At 57.5% G+C, this 3,119-nt stretch carries 4 protein-coding genes; 2 read left to right on the top strand and 2 right to left on the bottom strand.

Annotated features, from left to right (window positions below):
* Positions 1-282 precede the first annotated feature (282 nt).
* Positions 283-669, bottom strand: coding sequence for a hypothetical protein (locus tag ABG80_RS02045; protein WP_058086127.1), 387 nt, complete (start codon positions 667-669; stop codon positions 283-285).
* A 742-nt stretch (positions 670-1,411) separates the two neighbouring features.
* On the opposite strand from ABG80_RS02045, the gene ABG80_RS02040 reads away from it, so the two are divergent.
* Complete coding sequence (locus ABG80_RS02040; RefSeq protein WP_058086126.1) at positions 1,412-1,705, top strand: type II toxin-antitoxin system RelE/ParE family toxin; 294 nt, start codon at positions 1,412-1,414, stop codon at positions 1,703-1,705.
* A 10-nt stretch (positions 1,706-1,715) separates the two neighbouring features.
* The gene (locus ABG80_RS02035) at positions 1,716-2,021 is read left to right on the top strand and encodes an addiction module antidote protein (protein ID WP_058086125.1); all 306 of its coding nucleotides are present in this window, start codon (positions 1,716-1,718) and stop codon (positions 2,019-2,021) included.
* 549 nt (positions 2,022-2,570) lie between these two features.
* Here ABG80_RS02035 and ABG80_RS21810 read toward each other — a convergent pair.
* Positions 2,571-2,927 carry a hypothetical protein gene (locus ABG80_RS21810; protein WP_152987414.1) on the bottom strand — a complete coding sequence of 119 codons (357 nt, stop codon included), beginning with the start codon at positions 2,925-2,927 and terminating at the stop codon, positions 2,571-2,573.
* Positions 2,928-3,119 lie beyond the last annotated feature (192 nt).

Here is a 3,119-nt window from a genome sequence, read left to right as displayed (position 1 = left end):
TCGCGTGCGCCAACTTGACGACTAGCGCGCCAAAAAATCCGCCGCATGCAATTGCCCAGCAGACATTGGCCGCATAGCCGCCGAGGAGGCGGCTTGCTTGACCTGGGCAAGCGGTGGAGTTCAAGGAGGGCCTAACGCCCAAGTTCAGGGGCGCCCACTTGGCATGGCCGAAGCGAGCAGTGGTGGAGGCGTCCCCTGCAACGCCCAGTTAGGCCACACTTTGGCCCAAGGCTGAAGTGATGAAAGATAGCGTTGCAATGATGCATGCCGCGTGTTCTGGGCTTAGTGGCGAGAAGCACCATCAGGAGGATACGGGTCGATGTTGGATGCTGACACCGATTCTTGGGCAAGAACCTGTTCAATCGCAGACGCCTTGTAGGAGAGGATGTCTTCGCTGAACTCATAGGCGGAGAGATCGAATTCGAGGTCCTCCCCTGGAAAGGCGCCGCACATTGCGTCAAATCGGATGGCCTCGATCATAGTGAGCAGTCGTTGACGCTGCTCCTCAGCGACCGGCCTAGAGTTGACCAACGAGGTGTATACCAGTGCATTCCGATACCAAAACTCAAGATCACCCTGAGGTGAGCCGAGTTGGGCAAACTTGGTTGCAAACGTCTCAGGGAACATGAAGCCAAGTACTTCATCAACGTAGGTTATGCGCTTGTCCATGTGGCCTAACGCCCAAGTTCAGGGGCGCCCGCTTGGCATGGCCGAAGCGTGCACTGGTGGAGGCGTCCCCTGCAACGCACAGTTAGGCCGATGGTGGCATGAGGCGGCATGTGCATGATTCCCTGTGTGTTGAATGCTTGGCTGATGCCAGCTTGAATGCGAGCATGCCACGAGACCTTGCGCGAACCAAGAGGCGCATGCCTGGCTGCGAGTAGCCACCGAGGAGGTGGCTCGCTTGGCCTGTGCAAGCGACGTATTCACGCGAGGGCCTAACGCCCAAGTTCAGGGGCGCGCGCTTGGCGTGGCCGAAGCGCGCACTGGTGGAAGCGTCCCCTGCAACGCACAGTTAGGCCGATGGTGGCATGAGGCGGCATGTGCATGATTCCCTGAGTGTTGAATGCTTGGCTGACGCCAGCTTGAATGCAAGCATGCCACGAGACCTTGCGCGAACCAAGAAGCGCATGCCTGGCTGCAAGTAGCCACCGAGTAGGTGGCTCGCATGGCCTGTGCAAGCGGTGCATTTACGCGAGGGCCTAACTGGAAATAGACCAACGGCTTGTTACATGAGGTGTTGGTCTAACAGGCCAACACACCCGAAAGAGGGCTCTTGCAAGTGCTTGATTTGCATGGTTTTTGTGTTCCTGATGTTCGCGCACAAAAGCGTTTTAGGCAGCCTAACGTAACAAGGCACTGCCTGGCAATGGGTTGTTGACGAATTGTAATCGATCGATTACGATGCATCATGATCAGCGTGAAGGCACTACCCGAATTCACCCGTTGGCTGGATGGCGTCTCTGATGCCAAAGTCAGGGCTGTTGTTGCGGCCCGTGTGCGGCGCTTGGCCTTTGGTTTGCCTGGCGATGTTGCCCCGGTAGGGGAGGGAGTGTCGGAGCTGCGCATCCACTTGGGTGCAGGCTGGCGCGTGTACTTCGTGCAGCGCGGCAATGAGCTGATTGTGTTGCTCGCCGGTGGTTCCAAGAAGAGCCAAGCGGCGGACATTCGCAAGGCCAAGACCCTGGCAAAGACGTTGGACTAAGGAGCACGAAATGAGCAAGCGTACAAAAGTGAGTGAGCTGGCTGAGTTCGATGCCGCGCCTTACCTTGACGCGGAGGAGGCTGTGGCGGCCTACCTGACCGATGTGATGGAGGCTGGTGATCCTGCTTTGCTGGCAGCAGCATTGGGAGATATTGCGCGTGCGCGTGGCATGACCGAGATTGCGAAAGCTTCCGGCATTGCGCGCGAGGCGCTCTACAAGGCGCTGCGTGCCGATTCGCAGCCCAGGTTTGACACGATCAGCAAGGTGTGCGCGGCCCTTGGCGTTCGGCTTGTCGCGCAACCCATTCACGCATGAGTGGAGTGGCCTAACGCCCAAGTTCAGGGGCGCCCGCTTGGCATGACCGAAGCGTGCGCTGGTGGAGGCGTCCCCTGCAACGCCCAGTTAGGCCGGTGCCAGTAGCAGGGCCGATGCGCAGGCCGTGAGCCCGCACACGAGGCGTCAGCCTGGTGTGCGCGATGAGCTGCAGCGGCAGCTTCCGAGATGAACCGTGCCATCACGCCTCCCTTTGCGTATGGCGTCAGCCATGCGCTGACGAATGCCGCAATCTAACCCACCTGCAACCTGAGCGGCAGCGGTGCCAACACACCAACTTGGTGGCAAGAACGAATGTGCGACTGCCGCCGAGCAGGCGGCTCGTGTGGCCTGGGCATGCTGCGTATTACGCGAGGGCCTAACGAACTAGTTAACTGGCGCCCATAAGGCGTATCCGAAGCGATGGGCCGTATCAGCGTCCACGTTGAACCCCCAGTTAGGCTGGGAAGCGAAGTGGAAGATGGTGGAGATGCCACTACCTTCCAGGTATTGGCATTCTGAAGTTTGCTTAAGCATATTGAACCAATAAGGTTATTGCGGATGAGTGCGCTCCCAACAGAGGAACTTCGCACTGGATGTGGACCCCATTGCTTGAATAAATACTTCGTTCTTGAAGCCGGGTAATGTTTGAAGCTTGACCAACAATTCTTTGGCACCAAGCACGCCCTGGGGAATTGCGCAGCCTCCAGATTCACCCAGCAGAACCCAGAAGACGTCTTCGCTCCATGGACCTCCGCTAGTAGTGATCACTGATACAGATTGCAGGTCGTCCCAGCGAACAACTTCAGTGTTGCCATCAGACATTGTTCGCACGATCTGCTCTTCATCAAATGCGACAGAGCGAGGAACCATTCGAAGTAGTCGCCGGAGAGTTTCAAAGATGCTCATGGTTACTGCCAATTTGCGTTTGCATGTCTCGGGGTGCGGCTACTACAAAAGCCTAAGGAAGGTCTGAACAACTCGTTTGTGATGCGTCATGCGGCTTGATGACTTCAACAAATGAGCCGACCGCATCGCAGACGAGCACAACAGGCCTCAAAACGCACACCACCTGACGCTCTACCCCCGCAAAAGCCTTTA

The organism is Aquabacterium parvum (assembly GCF_001447195.1).
Taxonomy (GTDB): domain Bacteria; phylum Pseudomonadota; class Gammaproteobacteria; order Burkholderiales; family Burkholderiaceae_C; genus Aquabacterium; species Aquabacterium parvum.
Note: the sequence above shows the minus strand (reverse complement) of the source record. Positions and strands in the feature narration are given on the sequence as shown.

Bases quoted from the DNA above. Each gene is read 5' to 3' on its own strand.
- ABG80_RS02040 (WP_058086126.1), top strand. From the start codon at position 1,412: ATGATCAGCGTGAAGGCACTACCCGAATTCACCCGTTGGCTGGATGGC.
- ABG80_RS02035 (WP_058086125.1), top strand. From the start codon at position 1,716: ATGAGCAAGCGTACAAAAGTGAGTGAGCTGGCTGAGTTCGATGCCGCG.
- ABG80_RS21810 (WP_152987414.1), bottom strand. From the start codon at position 2,927: ATGAGCATCTTTGAAACTCTCCGGCGACTACTTCGAATGGTTCCTCGC.
- ABG80_RS02045 (WP_058086127.1), bottom strand. From the start codon at position 669: ATGGACAAGCGCATAACCTACGTTGATGAAGTACTTGGCTTCATGTTC.